This is a genomic window from uncultured Maribacter sp. (assembly GCF_963977385.1).
GTDB lineage: Bacteria > Bacteroidota > Bacteroidia > Flavobacteriales > Flavobacteriaceae > Maribacter.
The window spans coordinates 64,224-82,411 of the sequence record NZ_CAXBOU010000010.1 but is presented as its reverse complement, the minus strand read 5'-3'; the positions used below and the strand labels follow the sequence as shown (position 1 = coordinate 82,411).

Below are 18,188 nucleotides of genomic sequence, written 5' to 3'. Positions count from 1 at the left end.
CAAAATGAAAGAATTTATCTTTAAAATCGATAAAATAGACGACATAGCCACCTATATCATTCATAATTCAAAAAGCAAAATACTCGCATTTTATGCGCCAATGGGTGCTGGTAAAACAACACTGATAAAAGCACTGGTTAAGGAATTGGGAGGTAAGGACAATGTAAGTAGCCCCACTTTTGGTTTGGTAAATGAATATGCTGACAAAAATGGTGAATTATTAGGGTACCATTTCGATTTTTACAGACTAGAAGATGAAAACGAAGCCATGGATATGGGTTTAGAAGATTATTTGAACACAAAAAGTTGGGTTTTTATGGAATGGCCAGAAAAGATACCTAATCTAGTTCCAATTGATGCCCAAATAATAAAAATTGAAATTTTGAATGAGAAAACTAGAAAGTTACAACTTCTTGATATTATTTAAATCTTCTGATTTTCAAGGTTTAGTATTTTTATAAATTTTCACATCGTTTCTATTAAGTTTTTATTGTAATTTTTCGATGAAATACCTATAAATCGATAACATGCTCAGAAAATCAGTTGAAATACACGATTTTAACGTTTAAAAACATTGTATTTGTGCAATATTTCTTACGTTTGTAATGAGAACTAATTCTTGTATAACCAAAAACCCCTTGAAAATGAAAAACAAAAGAACTTTTCTTGCCTCTTTGGCATTAGGTGTATTTCTTTTCGCAATGGCTGCACCGATTATTAATGTTGATAATCAGCAAGTAGGTATTGATAAAAGAAAATTGAAAGAAAAAATTTAAGACTTAAGCTTAAATTTATAAAGGGTGTATGCAAATACACCCTTTTTTTATACTATTTTTCCTTTACTGTCGTTAAAACTTTATACATTAAAGTTAATGGCGCAAAAGATTAAAAGCAAAAAGGCTCAAAGAAAGATTCTTTTAGAATCTATAATGGTATTTTTCATAGCTGTATCTCCCTTTTTATACAAGGTTTACGATTACATACCTGGAGCTTCAGAAGATTCTGTTTCTATTCTAGGTATTACTATATGGAGTCATGGTTTCGAAGATGTTTCAACATTCGTATGGTTTATGATGGGTAAAATCGTACCCTTATATCTATTGATTTTTTGGTTCTTAACAGTAAAAAATTGGTGGTATCATATTATCCTGATTCCTATCGCAATGTATGCTTTTCAAATATTTGAGGTACTTTATAATTATGATAACGAAATAGATACAGAAAATTTATTATGGTTATTACCTATTTGTATAGTAATTATTCCTTTCGTTTATTTTCTGAGAATTAAAATTTATGATAAACACGTTTTAGGTATCGACTTAGATGCTATGGATGAAGAGCTTAAAGAATTAAAGAAAAAAGATTTAAATGCTGATAGCTCTACTTCTTATGAAAGAACGGATAACAATGAAGAATCTGAAATATCTTCTATGTCCGATGAACTTAACACAAAACTTTCTACTGGTAACATTGAGCTTACTTTAAAAGGCTTTCAAGAACGAATTCAGAGCTGGTTAAACTTCAAGTTTTAAATATTTACTCCCACAAATACTTAGTTGATTATTCATTTCCTTAAAAATTGTACATTTGAGTTTCAAATATTTGATTTGAAAAAAGTCCATTTTTAATTATGAGCCAACCCACTTCACCGTTTAGTAAACATCAATTACTTCCACAAGAAGAAACATTAGAGGTTTTTAGACAAAAAGGAGAATTACACATTGGTATTCCTAAAGAGAATCAATATCAAGAAAAACGAATTTGCCTTACTCCAGATGCTGTAAATGCGATAACCTCAAATGGTCATCGCGTATTAATTGAATCAGGTGCTGGTGAAGGAGCCCATTATTCCGATTTAGACTATACCCAGGCTGGTGGCGAAATAACTAAGGATACTAAAAAAGTATTCGCTTGTCCATTAATTTTAAAAGTGGAACCCCCTACTCTAACTGAAATAGAATTCATAAATCCTCAGACCGTTATCATTTCTGCTCTTCAAATAAAAACTCAATACAAAGAGTATTTTGAAGAATTAGCCAGAAAACGAATTACAGCAATTGCTTTTGAATATATTAGAGATGAAGAGGGTAAATATCCTGCAGTTCGTTCACTTAGTGAAATAGCAGGAATTTCTTCCGTTTTAATAGCTGCTGAATTAATGGCGGCTAATAATAAAGGAAACGGATTAATGTTCGGAAACATTAGCGGTGTCCCTCCTGTAGAGGTTGTAATTATTGGTGCTGGTACTGTAGGTGAATTTGCTGCTAGATCAGCAATTGGCCTTGGTGCAAACGTGAAGGTTTTTGATAACTCCATTACTAAACTAAGAAATATACAGACCAACTTAAAGCAGACAGTCTATACATCAACTATTCAGCCTAAAAATCTTTTAAAAGCTCTTAAACGTTGCGATGTTGCCATTGGCGCCACCAGAGGAAAAGACAGATCACCTGTAGTAGTGTCAAGTACGATGGTTGAGCATATGAAAAAAGGTGCCGTAATAATAGATGTAAGTATAGACACTGGTGGTTGTTTTGAAACAAGTGAAATTACCGACCACAATAAACCTACACGAAAAAAATTCGATGTAATTCATTACGGTGTACCCAATATTCCATCTCGATATCCAAAAACAGCTTCAGTTTCAATTAGTAATATCTTCACCCCTTATTTATTAAAAATAGGTGAAGACGGCGGATTAGAAAATTCACTTCGATTTGATAAAGGCTTACGAAATGGTCTTTATATGTATCATGGAATTCTCACCAATAAATCGGTTGGCGAGTGGTTTGATATTCAATATAGCGATATTAATTTCTTGATTTTTTAGATTACTATTAACATTCCTTTTCCTATCCTTTTAAAAAGGTATAATTTCGCGTTCTCAATTAATTCAATAAAGAACTAAATGGATTTTTTAAAAAGGTTAGGGTTTTTCTTAGTAGGCTTGTCTATCGGCATCGTTTTTCTAACTTTTTTCTTAAAAAAGAAGTCAGAAGAAACCGGGGTCTACTTTTGTTATCTACCAAATTGTCGCACGCTAAAAGATATTCGCTCGAAACCAATGCATTACAGCGACGAGGTGAAACTTAAATTAGTGGAATACCAATTAGACTCTCTTGATGTGAAGTATATTTTAACCGAAGGTGATGTGGATTTCGGTAATAGTGATACCAAATCAGTTCCTTGTAAAACCTACATTGTAGAATCTGAATTAAAAGAACAGGATTGGAAGTTTACAGTTAGAAATTGCCGAAATAAAGCTACTATAGAACAAATTGATGTTCAGTAGAATTCATTAAATTTTTCTACGTTTTCGTTCCTTCTTGAGTAATGACAACTCTCTACTTGTTTGCCCAGCAACCGAAGTATTCTCATCTGCCCTTCTAATTAAATATGGCATAACATCACGTACGGGTCCGAAAGGCAAATATTTAGCAACATTGTACCCATTCGCTGCTAAATTAAAAGAAATATGATCGCTCATACCATATAGTTGACCGAACCAAACATGTTCATTGTTCTTATCTATTCCATTATCGACCATTAACTTCATTAAACGATAGCAGCTATCTTCATTATGCGTACCTGCGAATATTGATAGCGTGTCGAGATTTTCAATCATATATTCAATAGTAGCATTAAAATTCTCATCTGTCTCTGCTTTTGTTTTACAGATAGGCGTAGTATATCCTTTCTCCACGGCTCTATCATTTTCCTTTTCCATATATGCCCCGCGAACTACTTTCATTCCTATTTTAAATCCTTCTTTTTTAGCACGTTCGTGTAACGATTTTAAATAAGGCAAGCGGTCCCATCTATAAGTTTGTAGCGTATTAAATACAATCCTTTTATTTTTATTGTATTTACGCATCATGTCTTCTGCTAAACCATCCGCGGCATCTTGCATCCAGCTTTCCTCACCATCAATTAATAATGACACTTCAAGGTCATGAGCTTTCTTACATACTTTATCGAACCTATTTATGACTCGCTGCCATTCAGCTTGTTCATCTTTTGTTAGTTCCTTTTTCTCACTAATCTTCTGATATAAAGCAAACCGACCGAATCCTGTAGGTTTAAAAACCGCATATGGTATTGCTTCTTTTTCTTTAACAAAATCTAGTATGGTCAATATCATCTCAGTGGCAGTATCAAAAGGATCCTCTTCTTCCTTACCTTCAACGGAATAGTCTAAAACCGAACAAACCCCTTTCTCCCACATTTTATCTACCACAGGCAGACAATCTTTTTCATTTATACCACCACAAAAATGGTCAAAAACCGTAGCTCTAATTAAACCTTCAACAGGTAAATGTGCTTTAAAAGCAAAATTTGTAATTACCGAACCCATTTTCACTAATGGTTCATTTGAAATCATTTTGAAGAGAAAATAAGCTCTTTCTAATTCTGAATCTGATTTTAAAGCAAATGCCGTTGCGGTATTTTCAAATATTTGGTCCATTTTTTGTTATTTCTATAGCTGGTAAATATAATCACAGATTTTATAATCCTAAGACTAAAAATAACCTTTATTTTGTGTTCAATTAGAAACCAATACCTAGTCATACCATATTATGGAATCTATAATTTCAGACTCATACGCAGTACATTTTAATGAAAAAGCTTTTAAGGTCCTTAATTCTCATTTAGCCAAAAAAGCATATTCCATTGTTTTTATTTTAGTAGATGAAAATACACATGAACTTTGTTTACCACAGTTTATGGCGGAAATAAATGGAGAATATCAATTTGAAATCATTGAAATAGAATCTGGTGAGATTAATAAAAATATAGAGACATGTATAGGTGTTTGGGAGGCCCTATCTGAACTTGGTGCTGATAGAAAAAGTATTTTAATTAACCTTGGCGGCGGAGTTTTAACCGATTTGGGTGGTTTTGTAGCTTCTACCTTTAAAAGAGGAATTGACTTTATTAATGTGCCAACTACGCTTTTGTCAATGGTTGATGCTTCTGTAGGTGGTAAAACCGGTGTGGACTTAGGTTCCCTAAAAAATCAAATTGGGGTTATTAACCAACCAATTATGGTATTAGTTATACCCAATTTTCTAGATACTTTGGATAATAGACAAATAAAAAGCGGATTTGCGGAAATGCTCAAACATGGCCTTATTCAAGATGAGTTATATTGGAACGCTTTGAAAAAAGCTGAAAGTTTAGAGGATATGAAGAACCATATTCTTTCATCTATTCAAATAAAGAACAAAGTTGTTTTACAAGATCCGACTGAGCAGAATATTAGAAAAATATTAAACTTTGGGCACACTTTAGGTCATGCCATAGAATCTTATTTTTTAGAAAATGATTCGAAAGAAATGTTATTGCATGGCGAGGCTATTGCCATTGGAATGATTTTGGAAGGATATTTATCCAATAAATTAACAAATCTTCCATTAGCTACTTTAGAAGATATTAAAACTACTTTTTTAAATAGGTATGAAAAAGTGGAATTCTTAGAAGAGGATTTTGAAAACATACTCAAACTCATGAAGTACGACAAGAAAAATTCACATGGAAAAGTGAATTTTGTACTCTTAAAAGAGATTGGTAATCCTGTTTTTGACATTGAAATTCCTGTAGAATTATTTGCTGAAGCTTTCGCTTACTACAAAGATTAAAAACTTCATATACCAAAAACACCACTTTCACAACTCTACAAATTTAGTTGACTATATAATAACTAGTTTAGGTTAAGAATCTTAGTAACCATCTTAAACCAAATTAGTTATGACCAGACGACTTATCGATTACCGCAAACTAGACCACCAATTGGCTGCACTTTTAATTGAAACATACCCTTATGGATATGGTGATGAGGATATTATTTCTTTTAAAAACATTAAAGGTGATTATGTAGAAGCAGTTCAATTAAAAACCGCTGATACATTATATCTTGTAAAAATCAGTAAAAGCCTTTCAAACTTTATCGCCAACTTTGAAGATAACGTAGAGAAAGAGCTTGAATCAAAAACCCCTGAAGAAGTCATGCAATCAGAAGAAATGACAAATGCGCTTTATCTAAATTTCGAAAGAGAAGTTGAACCTGATCTAGATTAAAATTACAAATAGCGCTCTTTTAATATTATTTCATGATGCCTTTGATGACCGCTTATAGCAAGCCCTAAAGCGGCTACTGACCATGGCATGCCACTAGCTGTGCCAAATCGTTTTAATTTGGTCTCAGACATATTCTTAAACAAAATAATTGATGCATTTCGAACCGAAAGATATTCTTCCAATATATCTTCTTTAGTACGAATATTGCAATTACTCTCAATAATGTAATCATCTTGCTCAAAACCAGGCATGGGGGTTTTATCGTTTCTAGAAATTCTAAAAGCACGGTATTGAAAAATACGTTCAGTATCTATTAAATGAACAAGAACTTCTGCTATAGTCCATTTACCTTCTCCATAGCTATAAGCTAATTGCTCATTATTCAGTTCGGCAACAAAATTCTGAAACCATTCTTGACCTTTTAGTAAAGCAGACATTAAATCTTCTTGTTCGTCAAGCTTTTTTAAGTAAGTAGCATAAAAAAAGTTAAATTCATCTACCTGAAGATCAGTAATTCTCATAACATTATATGTATTTTTACTTTAATTGAAAATAAAAAAGCCCAATCATAAAAATAACTGGGATTTTTGAGTTAGTTGAAGTTAAAAACTTATAACTCGTTAAATATAGTATGCATTAATCGTTTCTTATCATTGAAACTTTCTTCTAACGAAATCATTGTTTCGGTTCTACTTATACCATCAATATCATCTATCTTAAAAATAATATTTTTTGCATGAGTAGTATCCTTAGCTCTAATTTTACAGAATATATTGAATTTACCAGTAGTAATGTGAGCTATAGTAACATTAGGAATTTGGTTTAATCGCTCTAACACGAATTTAGTTTGATGGGTTTTTTCTAAGAAAATACCAACATACGCTATAAACGCATATCCTAATTTCACATAATCTAAAGTAAGAGAAGAACCTTTTATAATTCCTGCTTCCTCCATTTTCTTAACTCTAACATGAACAGTACCTGCAGATATAAGAAGTTTTTTAGCAATATCGGTAAAAGGAGTTCTGGTGTTGTCAATCAACATATCCAGAATTTGGTGGTCTATTTCGTCTAATTTGACTTTGCCCATAGTTATAAAATTTTTGCCAAAAATAAAAAATTATCACATTAAATGCATTGAATATGAACTTTTTTTAATGAAAATGTAAACATTTCAAAGTTTTCAAAGAAATAAGGCAATGAAAATCAATCTAATAGTTTTACTATATCGTTATTTTTAAGCCAATTTAAATCTTCTTCATCATGCAGATTTAAAGTTTTGTGTCCAAAAATTTTCACAGGAGTCATATCGAAAACATGTTTCATCGGGACAAATACAATCTCACCATTTTTAAGAACTTCTTTGTATTGAATTGGAACCATGTCTTTTACCCCTAAATCTTTATTTAAAGTTGTGTCATTACATACCAAAATATCTACAAACTGCTTTCCATTTTCAGGTATTGACAGGTATTGTTCAACTGTAAATTCTTCAATAGAATTTGAGACAATTGTAGAAATACCTTTTAATAAGGAGTAAAAAATAAGTTCTCTAGTCTTCTCTCTTTGATAATCCCCTACATAATGCCCAGACTCAAACAAAATCGTTGGCGTTCCTCTCATTTGAAATGCATCACCGACACAATTAGCATTGAAACCATCATCATATCTACCAACTTGACCAGGTATTAATTCTTGTAACTCAGAATTCATAGCTGCAATTAACTGCATGCTTAACTTACGAGATGGCGAGTTATTTCGTGCAACATCAAAAGCAGGTGCTAAAAAAGATACTGTTGCCGGTTGGTCAGTTTTACCTACATTAAAAATAGTACGTTGATCATGTAGGTTAAAACAATAATGAGGATCGAACGCATCATACTCCTTTTTAAGAATGCGACTTTCTGGTTGCGTCAAATCATGGGCATCTCTATTTAAGTCAATTTTATTTGCATTTACCCTTGTATAATCTCGAGCTCCATCGGGATTCAAAATAGGGATAATCTTTAAAGTACAAGCATTTCCTATTTCTAATGCGTCAACTTTTTTCAGTTGTAAATAGTTTAATAAATCAACAATTGCTTTTGTAGTTGTTGATTCATTACCGTGCATTTGCGACCACATTAAAATCCGTTTAGGACCATTACCAAAAGTGATGCTTTTTATAGATTCATTTCGAACAGACTCCCCAATAGTTACAACTTTAAATTTTATTGATAGACTAGAAATAAATTGATTCAGATGATCGTAAGTTACATATCTACCTTGAATGCTTGATACATATATTTCACTATAATCTATTGCTTGCATATTCCTTTTTCTTTTATAAAATACAAAAATACTACAGCTTAAGTTTACAATTGTAAACAATAAAATTAAAATTTTATGCATAAAAATAGTGCTATAATTTACAATTTTAACTTATTCAACATTATTACTTATAAAATTCAGTATATCAATCTTTTAAATATTTTTAATTAAATAAAAACTTTTACATATTCAGTACTATATATCATATAACGTCAACATATAATTAAAACTCTTCTTCAGAATGTTTTAGTTTTGTAAACATGTTAGATACTTCGTCATTCCTCATCCGGTTGAAAACAATTTTAAATCATCACGAACTTTCTTCGGCATCTTTCGCTGATTTAATTCACGTGCAACGCTCGAGTATTTCACACCTTTTAAATGGCAGAAACAAACCTAGCTTAGAATTTATAATGAAAATAAACGAAGCTTTTAAAGAAGTAGATTTACAATGGCTTTTATATGGCGAAGGAAAATATCCAAAAAACAATTTAGATAATAATGTTAAACCGATAGAATGCGCAGTTACCAAGGAAAACAAAAAAACCATTCAGAAAAAGATTGTAGAGCGTATTGTAATATTCTATTCAGACGGTACATTTAAAAATTATGTAGAGTAATAAAACTGGTAATTTCAACAAACTATTATTCTTTTTTTTAGACAACTTCCTTCCTATTTTCTTTATTTTGCAACATGGTGAAAAAAATATCAGTACTCATAATTACCTGCCTCCTTTTTTGCTCATGCTATCAGCCTGAGCGTAATTGTGAAAAGTATAAAACAGGTACTTTTAAGTTTACCTATGAACTAGGTGGCATTGAAAAAGAAGGTAAGTTTACAAGAGATGAAAAGTACAGCGTAGATTATTACGAAAATAAAATAGATAGCGCCACCGTACGATGGTTTAATGATTGTGAATTTGTTTTACAAGATCTTCATAGCAAAACTGCCATTCACTATAAAATAATAAGCACTACAGACTCATCTTACACCTTTCAATATAAGAGTGCCGTTAAAGACCCTAATAAAAAACAAATCGTTAAAACAGGAACCGCTTATAAAATCAAATAACCATGTTCGATATTTTCGCTAACCCCGATGCATGGATTGCCCTGCTGACCCTAACATTTCTTGAAATCATTTTAGGAATAGATAATATTATTTTCATTTCTATTGCTGCCGGAAAACTAGAACCTGGTCAACGCAAAAAGGCTACAAGCCTAGGATTAGTATTAGCGATGGTAATGCGTATTATATTACTTTTTGGCATATCATTTTTAACATCCATGAAAAAGCCTTTTTGGGTATTTGATAGTGATTGGATTACTGGAGGCATTAGTGGTCAAGGAATTATTTTATTCTTAGGTGGTTTGTTTCTACTTTACAAAAGCACCAAGGAAATACATGAAAAGGTAGAAGATAAAGGTCATGACGAACGCGAGGTTAAAAAAGCAAGATCTACTTCATTAATGAACGCTATTCTCCAAATTACAGTTATAAATATTGTTTTTTCATTTGACTCGATTCTTACAGCAATAGGAATGACAAACGGTATTTCGCCAAACCCTAACGACGCACTTATTTTAATGATTGTCGCAGTGGTAATATCTGTGGTTATAATGATGCTTTTTGCCAATCCTGTGGGAGAGTTTGTAAACAGACATCCATCTATTCAAATTCTTGGATTATCATTTTTAATCTTGATTGGCTTTATGCTAATCGCAGAATCTGCTCACTTATGCCATTTAATCGTATTTGGTAATGAAGTAGGCACTATTCCTAAAGGCTACCTCTACTTCACCATTGCATTCTCACTTATGGTAGAGTTCTTTGATCTTAGAATGAATAAGAATAAAAATGAAACTGTTGATCTAGAGGAATAGAAATAATTTATGTATTAATATATAGACCCCTGTAAATCAATTGTTTTATAGGGGTCTTTTTATTACCTTGGTTTAACCTATCAACTTAAATCAACACCAATAATGAAAAAACCCGTCAAGGATAAAACCATCGGTCTAAACCGACGTGATTTTGTCAAGAAAACCGCATTAGCTTCATCTGTATTTATCGTTCCTAGACATGTTCTGGGAGGTCCTGGCTTTCTCGCCCCTAGCGACCGTCTAAACATCGCAGCTATTGGCGCTGGCGGAAAAGGTATTAGTGATATAAAAAATGCCTCAGTAATGGGCAGAGAACGCGTAGTAGCACTGTGTGATGTAGATTTCACAGGGTCAGCTTCAAAAAGTGTAGCGAATTTTCCTAAAGCCAAACTTTACGATGATTTCAGAGTGATGCTAGATAAAAAGAAAAACATTGACGCTGTCACCATATCTACTCCAGACCACGTTCATGGCCCTGCAGCAAAATGGGCAATGGAACGCGGTATTCACGTTTATGTACAAAAACCAATGACACATAACATTAAAGAAGCTCGTACTTTAACGCAAATGGCACGCGACAATAAGATTGTCAGTCAGATGGGAAATCAAGGTGGGTCTAACCCCCTCTTAGGCATGGTACAACGATGGATAGATGAAGATAAGATTGGAGCGATATCTAAAGTTCAAGTATGGACAAATAGACCAGTATGGCCACAAGGTATTGAAATGCCAAAGCCAGACGCTAGCTTAAAGCCAGATGGCCTGAACTGGGATTTATGGTTAGGACCCGCTACAGAAAGGGAGTTTGTGCCAAACTTACATCCATTCAACTGGAGAGGTTGGTGGGATTTTGGAACTGGTGCTTTAGGAGATGTTGGTTGTCATTTAATAGACATTCCATTTAGAACCTTAAATTTAAAATACCCTACCGACGCTGAATGTAGTGTGGCATCTGTATTTTCTAAAATGTGGACACCTGATTACTATCCTGAGGGTTGCCCCCCATCATCCTTCATTACATTACACTTTGATGCTACCGACAAATCAAAATCACCCATAGAAATGACATGGAGCGATGGCGGTATTCGCCCATCACATCCAGACATTATTCCTGCAAATGATGACATAGGAGGTAAGAACAGTGCTAACGGAGTCTTAATTATTGGTGAGAAGGGTATTATATCTACAAATATTAATGACAGCTCTCCACTGATGCCTAAATTATACTTAAACGATGGCACTACGGAATTCGGACCAGAAGTTGAAGAAAATTTGGAACCAGAGTATGGACATCAACGTAAATGGGTCGATGCTTGTAAAGCTGGTTTTGGCAGCTCTGAACACTTAGCTCTTACTTCTTCATTCGATTACGCCGGGCCTATGACCGAAACTGTTCTAATGGGTAACTTAGCAATAAGAAGTTACATGCTACAAAGAGAAAACGCTGAAGGTGCTATGGAATTCTTTGCCCGTAAAAAATTATTGTGGGATGGAGAAAATATGAGAATTACCAATATGGAAGAAGCCAACCAATTTGTTGGAAGAAAATACAGAAAAGGTTGGGAGGTTTAACATCTACCCTCGTTGAAAGAAAATACAGAAAAAAAGGGAGGTAAAATACCTCCCTTTTTTTTATAATAATACTTTAATTTGGTCTATTAAAAGCAACCTTAGGATCCGCCTGTTTTTGCTCTTCAAACAGTCTTTGTTGTTGTTTAACAGTCATAGTGCTGCCATCATGACTCCAACCCGGAGGTCCGAAAATGTACATTAATTTATGACTGAATTTCTTTGATTTTTTCACATCTGCCCAAATATCCTTGAATTCATGAGTTAGAATTACAATAGGGTTATTAGAGTTGGGCGCATGAATAACACCGAATTTTACATCAATTTCTTCATCATATTCTTTCCAAGTACCGAAGATTTTATCGAAAAAGTTTAAAAATCCACCATGATTCTTATCTAAGTATTCAACATTCTGTGCATGATGAACTTGGTGCATGGTATGGGTATTGAATATCTTTTCAATGAATCCCATCTTTGGCACATACTGTGAATGCAATTGAAATTGCCAAAAAGATTCAATAGCTAAACAAACAACTACCATTTCTACCGGAAATCCAATAATAGGCATCCATACATAGAAAAAAGGCTTGTAAAGTAATGTAAACCAACCATTACGTATAGCAGTACCAAGATTAAAATTATCTGATGAATGATGCACTATGTGTGCCGCCCAGAGAATACGAATCTCATGATTAGCTCTATGGAACCAGTAATACGTAAAATCATCAGCTAATTGACATAGCAACCAAACATACCAAGCATAGCCAAATGACTTATACCCCATAATGTTAGTTCTTACCCCATCAACCATAGGGTTGAAAAGCTCATATGCGTATTCAAAAAGAACAACTAATAAAATAATCTTAAGCAATGGACCTATTATAGCAGAACCAATCCCCATTACACTACTAGCAGCAAAATCTTTCCAATCATAGAGATCATCATCGCCATGAGTTTTACTGTAAGTTAATTCTAATAAAATAAAGGCTATAAAAGCTGGCGCACCGTATACCAGAGGGTTGGTAAAATCCATTAATTAAAAATTTTTGTAAAGGTAGTTATAAAACCAATTATACTTTAAAATTGTCTAATCTTAACTTTCTATTACAAGATAAGACTTTTCAATTATTAATCTGCGTAGTTATTTTTTGGATTTTAGAATTGCATTCTGTTCTTTTAGTAATTTCTCCATACTAGAAAGCAATGCAATGTTTTTAGGTGTTTCCACCTCTTTATTAGCAAGGTCTTCTGATTTCTCTTTAAATCGATTTATAAATTTTACCATGACGAAAATAGTAAAGGCAATAATACAAAAGTCTAAAAGTGATTCTATTAACTCTCCATAACCGACAGCCACTTCTTCCGCTTTTTCACTAGCCTCTCTAAGTATCCATTTTTTATTGGATAAGTTTACATCATCGGTCATTAAGGAAAGTGGAGGCATTATAATTTTAGACACCAGGGTACTAACCACTTTATTAAATGCTGTTCCAATAATTATACCAATGGCCAAGTCTATCATATTGCCTTTAATAGCAAAATTTTTAAACTCTTCAAAGAAGTTTCTCATAACTGAAAATTAATCGAACAATGTTTTAAATTCATCTGGCGGCAATTCATCATCGGAACCTTTACTATCATTTTTTTCTGTAGAACCAACAGCTTCCTCATCCACTACTTCAATATCCTCTGCCTTTTCAGGAACTACAGGCTCATAAGGTAATGGGTCTAATATATTTATATTTTTCACCTTCTCAGTAATAAATTGATTACCTAAAGCTTTAATTCCTTTAATGGATATAAAATCCTCTATATCAATAGATTCATTTTCTTTAGCTTCTTTACCTCTTGGTTTAGGGAATTCAATTTCTACCATTGGTCGCCAATCAGTCGAAACTAATTCTAAATACGATTTAGGATGCTCAGAAATAAATAGTTCCTCTTTATTTTCATTTTCAATAACAAACCTTTTCACATAAAAACGTTCTTTTTCTCCCTCCCAATAAATGGCTGAAATAGGTTTTTCCGGAATCCATTTTTCAAGTACGATCATATCATCATCAAAGTGAGAGGTCAATACTGGTAGGAACGTTTTGACAACGCCTTTTTGATTAATAACCAACAGCAAATCATCACCTTTAAACTCACCAAGCAACTCCCCTCTACCATCTACATTTAGCCTACGTACCACATCGTCGAACCAAATCTTTCGCGGTTTTAAAGTTGATACGCCTTTCTCCTTAAGTTCAATTCGCTTTACAGAATATTTAGTAACAATATTTCCTTTCGACGCTCTTCCTTTAATAATGACATCAGAAAAATCAATATCCCATTTCAACTTCTTAACACTACCTACTTGACGCAGCAATATGGTAATAACTTCAGCTTCACCATTAGGGTTGGCAGAGAAATACAACACTTGCGAACCAGCCTTGCCAGTTGTTAAATCATATATTCTATCTCTAGTAATACTAGTAACATTAAATCGCTTAATATATGTAGCACCGCCTTTTCCGTCCTTATAAATAAGGTTATATGTTGTTCGTTTATCTTTCTTTTTGAACACGGCAACATGAATAATTCCTTTACCAACAAAAATTTTGGAATCTACTTTAGAAACCATCATTTGACCTTCATTGGTAATCATTATAATATCGTCAATATCGCTGCAATCGGTTACGTATTCATCTTTCTTAAGAGACGTTCCAACAAATCCTTCCTCCCTATTTACGTATAGTTTAGTATTTCTAATAGCAACCTTGGTAGCTTCGATGTCATCAAAGACTCTAATTTCTGTTAACCGACCTCTATTTTTACCGTAAACTTCTTTTAAGTTCTTAAAATAATTTATAGCGAACTCTATTAGATTAGCTAAATGATTTTTCACTTCAGCTATACGCTCCTGCAGACTTTCTAAATACTGCTGAGCCTTATCTAAATCAAATTTGGAAATTCTTTTAATTCGAATCTCTGTAAGCCTCGTAATATCTTCTTCGGTAACTGCACGTTTTAAATGCTTAGTGTACGGCGCTAAACCTTTATCGATAGCACTAATTACACCTTCCCAAGTCTCTTCATCTTCAATATCTCGATAGATACGATTTTCTATAAAAATTCTTTCTAACGATGCAAAATGCCATTGTTCTTCTAATTCACTCAACTGAATTTCAAGTTCTCTTTTCAAAAGCTCTACCGTTGAATCAGTCGACCTTTTAAGCATCTCGGTTACACCAATAAACAAAGGTTTGTTATCCTCGATTATACAACCTAAAGGAGAAATTGAAGATTCACATGCCGTAAAAGCATAAAGAGCATCAATAGTTTTATCTGGTGAAATACCTGATGGCAGATGAATTAAAATTTCAACATCTGCAGCAGTATTATCCTCAATTTTCTTAATTTTAATCTTACCTTTTTCGTTGGCTTTTAAAATAGAATCTATTAAACTACCAGTATTAGTACCATAAGGTATCTCATTGATTACTAATGTATTCTTATCAAATTGAGATATTCTAGCACGTACCCTTATTTTACCACCTCTTAATCCGTCATTATAATTTGTAACATCTATAATACCAGCTGTCGGAAAATCTGGTAATATTGTAAAACGCTGTCCTTTTAAGTGTTTTATTGAAGCATCAATAAGCTCAATAAAGTTATGGGCTAAGACTTTTGTAGAAAGTCCCACTGCAATTCCCTCTGCACCTTGCGCCAATAACAATGGAAATTTTACAGGTAAGTTTACGGGCTCTTTCTTCCGACCATCATAAGATGATTGCCATTCGGTTATTTTAGGGCTAAATATAACTTCTAACGCAAATTTAGAAAGTCTTGCCTCAATATACCTAGAAGCTGCCGCCCTGTCTCCTGTCAAAATATTACCCCAGTTACCCTGAGTATCTATGAGTAAATCTTTTTGACCAATCTGCACCATAGCATCCGCAATACTAGCATCACCATGAGGGTGATACTGCATTGTGTGCCCAACAACATTCGCTACCTTATTGTAGCGGCCATCATCTAACTCTTTTAAGGAGTGCATGATTCTACGCTGTACGGGTTTAAAACCATCCTCAATAGCAGGTACAGCTCGTTCTAAAATTACATAAGACGCGTAATCTAAGAACCAATCTTTATACATACCAGAAACCCTGGTTAATGCTTCAGATGAATCTGTATTAATAGTATTCTCTTCGGAAAGATTTTCGTTAGTTTCTTCGTTCAAATCGTCATTTTCCTCCATTAAGAAGCAATCGTATTAATTTAGTTTATACTACTTTATCCTTAATTAAGTCAACTTCAACTTTAAGGTTATTGATTATAAATTTTTGTCTATCCGGCGTATTTTTCCCCATATAAAAACTTAATAGCTCTTCTATAGACATTGCCTTATCTAACATTACAGGTTCTAATCTAATATCTTCCCCAATGAAATGCCTGAATTCATCTGGTGATATTTCTCCTAAACCCTTAAAACGCGTTATCTCTGGTTTTCCCGTTAGTTTATTTAAAGCATGCTGGCGCTCCTCATCACTATAACAATAAATAGTCTCTTTTTTATTGCGCACCCTAAATAAAGGTGTCTGCAAAATATAAAGGTGATTTTCTTTTATCAACTCCGGAAAAAATTGCAAAAAGAAAGTTATCAATAACAATCTAATATGCATACCATCTACATCGGCATCTGTAGCTATTATAATGTTATTATATCTTAAATCTTCAATAGACTCCTCTATATTTAATGCAGCCTGTAATAAATTGAATTCTTCATTCTCGTAGACAATCTTCTTCGACATTCCATAAGAATTCAAAGGCTTACCTTTTAGACTAAATACTGCTTGGGTATTTACATCTCTTGATTTGGTTATTGATCCCGAGGCAGAATCACCCTCTGTAATGAAAAGTGAACTTTCTAATCGACGATCATGCTTCATATCACTAAAGTGAACTCTGCAATCTCGAAGTTTTTTATTATGTAGACTTGCCTTTTTTGCTCTATCTCTAGCTAGTTTACGTATTCCAGAAAGGTCTTTACGCTCCTTCTCGGCCATCATAATTTTCCGCTGCAGCTTATCTGCTGTATCACTATTTTTATGAAGGTAATTATCTAAATATTTACCAATAAAATCATTTATGTAGGTACGCACTGTTGGAAAGTTACCACCCATATCAGTAGAACCTAATTTAGTTTTTGTCTGGCTTTCAAAAACAGGCTCCATCACTTTCAAAGCAATCGCTGATATGATTGATTTTCTAATATCTGAAGCATCATAATTCTTACCATAGAAGTCTCGAATAGTTTTTACGATTGCTTCTCTAAAAGCGGCCTGGTGTGTTCCACCATGTGTAGTATGCTGTCCATTCACAAAAGAATGATACTCTTCGCTATATTGAGTTTTACTATGTGTAATTGCGATCTCAATATCCTCCCCTTTTAAATGGATAACAGGATAAAGCATATCATCCATATTATTATTATCCTCTAAAAGGTCCTTTAATCCATTTTCAGAATAAAATTTCTCGCCATTAAAAACAATAGTAAGACCAGGATTTAGATAGACATAGTATTTAAGCATGCGTTCTACATACTCATTTCTATACTTGTAATTTTTAAAGATAGCTTCATCAGGTACAAAAGTAACTTTAGTACCTTTTCTCTTAGAAGATTCCTCTGGACCAACTTCATTCTCTAAATTACCTGAACTAAATTGAGCCGTTTTAACCTGATTATCTCGTGATGATTGGACTTCAAAAAAACTGGATAATGCATTTACCGCCTTTGTACCTACACCATTTAATCCAACCGATTTCTTAAAAGCACGGCTGTCATATTTACCACCAGTGTTCATTTTAGAAACTACATCTACTACTTTACCTAGAGGAATACCACGACCATAATCTCTTACTTTAACCACTTTATCCTTAATGGATATTTCGATGGTCTTACCGGCACCCATTACAAATTCATCTATACAGTTATCTATTACTTCTTTCAAAAGAATATAGATACCGTCATCTGCAGATGAACCATCACCCAATTTACCGATATACATACCAGGCCTTAATCGGATGTGTTCTTTCCAATCAAGCGAGCGTATATTATCTTCGGTATATTTAGTAGTGTCTTGGGACATTTAAAAAGTTTATGAAAGTTGCGTTAAAGATAGCACCACTCGGCAAAAGATAAAACCCCTATCTGTTAAAGTAATTAACAATAAGTCCCCTTTTATTGTTGATAGCTCTGATATTCATTGTCAAATTCAAATAAGAGATATTCAAAAAGAACTTTTAAATGATGATATGTATCATAGGAATTATTTTGTCCTTTTTTATATCTTTAAACTAGA

The 18,188-nt window shown here is 33.3% G+C and carries 19 protein-coding genes; 11 read left to right on the top strand and 8 right to left on the bottom strand.

Features of this window, described 5'->3' with window-relative positions:
* The first annotated feature begins 4 nt into the window (after nt 1-4).
* From tsaE to AAC084_RS11795, 5 genes are all read left to right on the top strand, one after another.
* Nucleotides 5-427 (top strand): tRNA (adenosine(37)-N6)-threonylcarbamoyltransferase complex ATPase subunit type 1 TsaE, encoded by a 423-nt coding sequence (gene tsaE, locus AAC084_RS11815; RefSeq protein WP_339840404.1) that lies wholly within the window; start codon nt 5-7, stop codon nt 425-427.
* A gap of 217 nt (nt 428-644) precedes the next feature.
* Entirely contained in the window at nt 645-776 is a 132-nt protein-coding gene (locus AAC084_RS11810; RefSeq protein WP_339840403.1) for a hypothetical protein, read from the top strand.
* Between the two features lie 96 nt (nt 777-872).
* Entirely contained in the window at nt 873-1,532 is a 660-nt protein-coding gene (locus AAC084_RS11805; protein WP_339840402.1) for a hypothetical protein, read from the top strand.
* A 98-nt stretch (nt 1,533-1,630) separates the two neighbouring features.
* Nucleotides 1,631-2,830 carry an alanine dehydrogenase gene (locus AAC084_RS11800; protein WP_339840401.1) on the top strand — a complete coding sequence of 400 codons (1,200 nt, stop codon included), beginning with the start codon at nt 1,631-1,633 and terminating at the stop codon, nt 2,828-2,830.
* A 78-nt stretch (nt 2,831-2,908) separates the two neighbouring features.
* Nucleotides 2,909-3,292, top strand: a complete 384-nt coding sequence (locus AAC084_RS11795) for a DUF4258 domain-containing protein (RefSeq protein WP_339840400.1) — start codon at nt 2,909-2,911, stop codon at nt 3,290-3,292.
* 6 nt (nt 3,293-3,298) lie between these two features.
* Here AAC084_RS11795 and AAC084_RS11790 read toward each other — a convergent pair whose 3' ends face one another.
* Complete coding sequence (locus AAC084_RS11790; protein WP_339840399.1) at nt 3,299-4,465, bottom strand: proline dehydrogenase family protein; 1,167 nt, start codon at nt 4,463-4,465, stop codon at nt 3,299-3,301.
* A gap of 112 nt (nt 4,466-4,577) precedes the next feature.
* Between AAC084_RS11790 and aroB the strand changes: the two genes are divergently transcribed.
* Together aroB and AAC084_RS11780 are read left to right on the top strand one after the other, a co-directional pair.
* The gene (gene aroB / locus AAC084_RS11785; protein ID WP_339840398.1) at nt 4,578-5,639 is read left to right on the top strand and encodes a 3-dehydroquinate synthase; all 1,062 of its coding nucleotides are present in this window, start codon (nt 4,578-4,580) and stop codon (nt 5,637-5,639) included.
* 109 nt (nt 5,640-5,748) lie between these two features.
* Nucleotides 5,749-6,078 carry a hypothetical protein gene (locus tag AAC084_RS11780; RefSeq protein ID WP_339840397.1) on the top strand — a complete coding sequence of 110 codons (330 nt, stop codon included), beginning with the start codon at nt 5,749-5,751 and terminating at the stop codon, nt 6,076-6,078.
* Nucleotides 6,079-6,080: 2 nt separating this feature from the next.
* On the opposite strand, the gene AAC084_RS11775 is transcribed toward AAC084_RS11780, so the two are convergent.
* The 3 genes from AAC084_RS11775 to AAC084_RS11765 form a co-directional block, all read right to left on the bottom strand.
* Entirely contained in the window at nt 6,081-6,599 is a 519-nt protein-coding gene (locus AAC084_RS11775) for a DinB family protein (protein WP_339840396.1), read from the bottom strand.
* Between the two features lie 89 nt (nt 6,600-6,688).
* On the bottom strand, nt 6,689-7,168 hold the full coding sequence (locus AAC084_RS11770; RefSeq protein ID WP_027066901.1) for a winged helix-turn-helix transcriptional regulator: 480 nt from the start codon (nt 7,166-7,168) through the stop codon (nt 6,689-6,691).
* Between the two features lie 116 nt (nt 7,169-7,284).
* Nucleotides 7,285-8,388 carry a M14 metallopeptidase family protein gene (locus tag AAC084_RS11765; RefSeq protein WP_339840394.1) on the bottom strand — a complete coding sequence of 368 codons (1,104 nt, stop codon included), beginning with the start codon at nt 8,386-8,388 and terminating at the stop codon, nt 7,285-7,287.
* Between the two features lie 290 nt (nt 8,389-8,678).
* Here AAC084_RS11765 and AAC084_RS11760 point away from each other — a divergent pair, with 290 nt between their 5' ends.
* The 4 genes from AAC084_RS11760 to AAC084_RS11745 all read left to right on the top strand — a co-directional run bounded on the left by AAC084_RS11760 (nt 8,679) and on the right by AAC084_RS11745 (nt 11,844).
* Nucleotides 8,679-9,008, top strand: a complete 330-nt coding sequence (locus AAC084_RS11760; RefSeq protein ID WP_339840393.1) for a helix-turn-helix transcriptional regulator — start codon at nt 8,679-8,681, stop codon at nt 9,006-9,008.
* Between the two features lie 74 nt (nt 9,009-9,082).
* The gene (locus AAC084_RS11755) at nt 9,083-9,460 is read left to right on the top strand and encodes a hypothetical protein (RefSeq protein ID WP_339840392.1); all 378 of its coding nucleotides are present in this window, start codon (nt 9,083-9,085) and stop codon (nt 9,458-9,460) included.
* A gap of 2 nt (nt 9,461-9,462) precedes the next feature.
* Nucleotides 9,463-10,272 carry a TerC family protein gene (locus AAC084_RS11750; RefSeq protein ID WP_339840390.1) on the top strand — a complete coding sequence of 270 codons (810 nt, stop codon included), beginning with the start codon at nt 9,463-9,465 and terminating at the stop codon, nt 10,270-10,272.
* Between the two features lie 102 nt (nt 10,273-10,374).
* Nucleotides 10,375-11,844: a Gfo/Idh/MocA family oxidoreductase gene (locus AAC084_RS11745; RefSeq protein ID WP_339840389.1), complete on the top strand. Its 1,470-nt coding sequence runs from the start codon at nt 10,375-10,377 to the stop codon at nt 11,842-11,844.
* A 73-nt stretch (nt 11,845-11,917) separates the two neighbouring features.
* Here AAC084_RS11745 and AAC084_RS11740 read toward each other — a convergent pair whose 3' ends face one another.
* The 4 genes from AAC084_RS11740 to AAC084_RS11725 all read right to left on the bottom strand — a co-directional run bounded on the left by AAC084_RS11740 (nt 11,918) and on the right by AAC084_RS11725 (nt 17,975).
* Nucleotides 11,918-12,874 carry a sterol desaturase family protein gene (locus tag AAC084_RS11740; RefSeq protein WP_339840388.1) on the bottom strand — a complete coding sequence of 319 codons (957 nt, stop codon included), beginning with the start codon at nt 12,872-12,874 and terminating at the stop codon, nt 11,918-11,920.
* 108 nt (nt 12,875-12,982) lie between these two features.
* Nucleotides 12,983-13,411: a large-conductance mechanosensitive channel protein MscL gene (mscL, locus tag AAC084_RS11735; RefSeq protein ID WP_339840387.1), complete on the bottom strand. Its 429-nt coding sequence runs from the start codon at nt 13,409-13,411 to the stop codon at nt 12,983-12,985.
* 9 nt (nt 13,412-13,420) lie between these two features.
* A complete protein-coding gene (locus AAC084_RS11730; protein ID WP_339840386.1) occupies nt 13,421-16,084 on the bottom strand; it encodes a DNA gyrase/topoisomerase IV subunit A in 2,664 nt (887 codons plus the stop codon).
* A gap of 25 nt (nt 16,085-16,109) precedes the next feature.
* Entirely contained in the window at nt 16,110-17,975 is a 1,866-nt protein-coding gene (locus AAC084_RS11725) for a DNA topoisomerase IV subunit B (protein WP_339840385.1), read from the bottom strand.
* Nucleotides 17,976-18,188 lie beyond the last annotated feature (213 nt).

What these genes read in the sequence shown, in the direction of transcription:
- AAC084_RS11730 (WP_339840386.1), bottom strand. Translation starts at nt 16,084, where the DNA reads ATGGAGGAAAATGACGATTTGAACGAAGAAACTAACGAAAATCTTTCC.
- AAC084_RS11725 (WP_339840385.1), bottom strand. Translation starts at nt 17,975, where the DNA reads ATGTCCCAAGACACTACTAAATATACCGAAGATAATATACGCTCGCTT.
- AAC084_RS11750 (WP_339840390.1), top strand. Translation starts at nt 9,463, where the DNA reads ATGTTCGATATTTTCGCTAACCCCGATGCATGGATTGCCCTGCTGACC.
- AAC084_RS11780 (WP_339840397.1), top strand. Translation starts at nt 5,749, where the DNA reads ATGACCAGACGACTTATCGATTACCGCAAACTAGACCACCAATTGGCT.
- mscL (WP_339840387.1), bottom strand. Translation starts at nt 13,411, where the DNA reads ATGAGAAACTTCTTTGAAGAGTTTAAAAATTTTGCTATTAAAGGCAAT.
- AAC084_RS11765 (WP_339840394.1), bottom strand. Translation starts at nt 8,388, where the DNA reads ATGCAAGCAATAGATTATAGTGAAATATATGTATCAAGCATTCAAGGT.
- AAC084_RS11740 (WP_339840388.1), bottom strand. Translation starts at nt 12,874, where the DNA reads ATGGATTTTACCAACCCTCTGGTATACGGTGCGCCAGCTTTTATAGCC.
- AAC084_RS11755 (WP_339840392.1), top strand. Translation starts at nt 9,083, where the DNA reads ATGGTGAAAAAAATATCAGTACTCATAATTACCTGCCTCCTTTTTTGC.
- AAC084_RS11810 (WP_339840403.1), top strand. Translation starts at nt 645, where the DNA reads ATGAAAAACAAAAGAACTTTTCTTGCCTCTTTGGCATTAGGTGTATTT.
- AAC084_RS11800 (WP_339840401.1), top strand. Translation starts at nt 1,631, where the DNA reads ATGAGCCAACCCACTTCACCGTTTAGTAAACATCAATTACTTCCACAA.
- aroB (WP_339840398.1), top strand. Translation starts at nt 4,578, where the DNA reads ATGGAATCTATAATTTCAGACTCATACGCAGTACATTTTAATGAAAAA.
- AAC084_RS11775 (WP_339840396.1), bottom strand. Translation starts at nt 6,599, where the DNA reads ATGAGAATTACTGATCTTCAGGTAGATGAATTTAACTTTTTTTATGCT.
- AAC084_RS11790 (WP_339840399.1), bottom strand. Translation starts at nt 4,465, where the DNA reads ATGGACCAAATATTTGAAAATACCGCAACGGCATTTGCTTTAAAATCA.
- AAC084_RS11745 (WP_339840389.1), top strand. Translation starts at nt 10,375, where the DNA reads ATGAAAAAACCCGTCAAGGATAAAACCATCGGTCTAAACCGACGTGAT.
- tsaE (WP_339840404.1), top strand. Translation starts at nt 5, where the DNA reads ATGAAAGAATTTATCTTTAAAATCGATAAAATAGACGACATAGCCACC.
- AAC084_RS11795 (WP_339840400.1), top strand. Translation starts at nt 2,909, where the DNA reads ATGGATTTTTTAAAAAGGTTAGGGTTTTTCTTAGTAGGCTTGTCTATC.
- AAC084_RS11805 (WP_339840402.1), top strand. Translation starts at nt 873, where the DNA reads ATGGCGCAAAAGATTAAAAGCAAAAAGGCTCAAAGAAAGATTCTTTTA.
- AAC084_RS11770 (WP_027066901.1), bottom strand. Translation starts at nt 7,168, where the DNA reads ATGGGCAAAGTCAAATTAGACGAAATAGACCACCAAATTCTGGATATG.